The organism is Collinsella sp. CLA-JM-H32 (genome assembly GCF_040098165.1).
In the GTDB taxonomy this organism is placed as follows: Bacteria; Actinomycetota; Coriobacteriia; order Coriobacteriales; family Coriobacteriaceae; genus Collinsella.
Genome location: NZ_JBBNMZ010000022.1, coordinates 1 through 2,259 on the forward strand (window position 1 = coordinate 1; position 2,259 = coordinate 2,259).

A 2,259-nucleotide genomic window follows, 5' to 3' on the forward strand; every position below is an offset into this window, starting at 1 on the left:
CTGCCCGGATGCGACACATCTGGTGTGTCCATCCTCGCAGTATCCGGTTCTCAAGGTGCACGCCCCGCGGCTGATCCGGTTCCACCGGTCCGCGCGGCAAGGAGATATATTGCCAGACCGGAGGGGCGCCGGGGGCGGGAATCTGGGCGTACACATTTCCTACACATCTAAGTACTCTCGGCTGGCTGGTTAAAAACAGGAGGGGACCTCGCATCCGAGATCCCCTCTTTCGCCCATCTATAGCAATAGACTCTTAAATACCTTATGCCAGCAGCTTGCGACCGGACTCCTCGATCGCGTCAAGTGCTGCATCTGCCTCGGCGGCATCCGCGCCCTTAGCGAAGATGTACAGCTTAATCTTGGGCTCGGTGCCGGAAGGACGAACAATACCCTTGTTGCCACCCTCAAGATCGAACTCAATAACATTAGCCTTCGGCAGGCCGTTCACGCAGGTGTTGTAATCAACGACGGCCTCAATCTTGGAACCGGCGAGCTCCGCGGGCGGGTTCTCGCGCAGACCGGCCATGATACCGGCCATCTTTGCCGCACCCTCAGCACCCGGATAGCTCAGCGAAATCGTCTTGTTGTGATAGTAGCCATACTTCTCGTACAGCTCGTGCATCGCGTCGGCAAGGTTCTTTCCCTGGAGCTTGTAATACTGCGCCATCTGGCAAATCAAAAGCGAAGTGCTCACGGCGTCCTTGTCGCGCACGTGGTCGCCGGCCAGATAGCCGTAGCTCTCCTCAAAACCGAAGATAAAGCGATCGACCTCGCCAGCATCGGAAAGAGAAGTAATGATGTCGCCGATGTACTTGAAGCCCGTCAGGCAACGACGGAGCTCAAAACCGTACTCATCGGCCAGAGCGTCAACCATGGCGGAAGAAACGATAGTAGTGACAGCAACCTTCTTAGTGAGGTCCTCACCGCGAGCAGCGCGGGTCTTGCAGATATAGTCGAGCAGCAGAACGCCCATCTCATTGCCGGTCAGCAGCAGATAGTCATCGCTATTCTTAACGGCAACGCCAACGCGATCGGCGTCAGGATCGGTTGCAAGCAGCAGATCAGGGTGAACCTGCTCGCACAGGTCAATGCCCTTCTGCATGGCCTGGCGAATCTCGGGGTTAGGATACGGGCAGGTCGGGAAATCGCCGTTAGGCTCCTTCTGCTCGGGAACAACCGTGACATCGGTGATGCCAGCGCGCTCGAGCACCGTCGTGACGGGAATGAGGCCGGTGCCGTTGAGCGGAGTGTAGACGAGCTTAAGCGGAGCGCCAGCGATCTCCTCGGCAGAAAGGTTGGTCACGCCGCGGGCGAGAACGGCGTCATAATAACGCTCGAGGCACGAGTCATCGATCCATTTGACCAGACCCTGCTCAAGAGCCTCATCGAAGCCCATGGACTTCACGCCGGTAAACGTATCGGTCTCGGCGATAGCCTTAGAAATTGCATCGGCAGCCTCGCTGGTAATCTGGCAGCCGTCGGGGCCATAGGCCTTATAGCCGTTATAAGGCGCTGGATTATGACTAGCGGTCATGCAAATGCCACCGGAGCACTTAAGGTCACGGACGGCCCAGGAAAGCGTCGGCACGGGAGAAATCTTAGGATACACGAGAGCAGTCACGCCGTTTGCGGCAAGAATGGCAGCCGTCGTCTTAACGAACAGTTCGCCCTTATTGCGGCTATCGCGAGCGATGGCAACCGTCGGATGCTCGAAGGTCGCATTGAGATAGTCAGCAAAACCCTGCGTCGCGCGACCAACCGTATAGATATTCATACGGTTAGTGCCTGCACCGATAGTGCCACGTAGACCGGCGGTACCGAAGGCGAGATCTTGGAAGAAAGCGTCGGTGATGGCGTCTTCGTCACCCTGCTCCTTCATCGTGTTGAGCTCAGCGAGGAGCTCCTCGTCCTTGACATTGGCAATCCAAGTATCAAGCAGCTCATGAACATCTGCCATGTGAGTCCTTCCGTCACAATCAATAAAACAACCCGTGTAAAACAGGACAAGCGCATCAGCGCGCTAAAGCAAATATTAGTCCATTGAGAACAGAGAACCGGCCACAGAACGGTGAACGTTTATATTCACCGGTGGATGATTGGATTGATTTAATTGCTTAGTGAATGCCGCCTTTAACGCAAAAAAGGGGGAGGCCGCGAGGCCTCCCCCTTCCAAGTTCGATGACGGCTCGGTGCCGTCCACCGGTCAGCGGCGCCCTGGCCTCCCACGGGCTGACCCCGCAGTACTCTCGGCGCGATGGG

1 protein-coding gene is annotated in these 2,259 nt (G+C 56.8%); it reads right to left on the reverse strand.

Features of this window, described 5'->3' with window-relative positions; translation table 11 throughout:
• Positions 1-262: 262 nt before the first annotated feature.
• Positions 263-1,957, reverse strand: a complete 1,695-nt coding sequence (locus AAA021_RS09435) for a phospho-sugar mutase (RefSeq protein ID WP_349089028.1) — start codon at positions 1,955-1,957, stop codon at positions 263-265.
• Positions 1,958-2,259 lie beyond the last annotated feature (302 nt).

Bases quoted from the DNA above. Each gene is read 5' to 3' on its own strand.
- AAA021_RS09435 (WP_349089028.1), bottom strand. From the start codon at position 1,957: ATGGCAGATGTTCATGAGCTGCTTGATACTTGGATTGCCAATGTCAAG.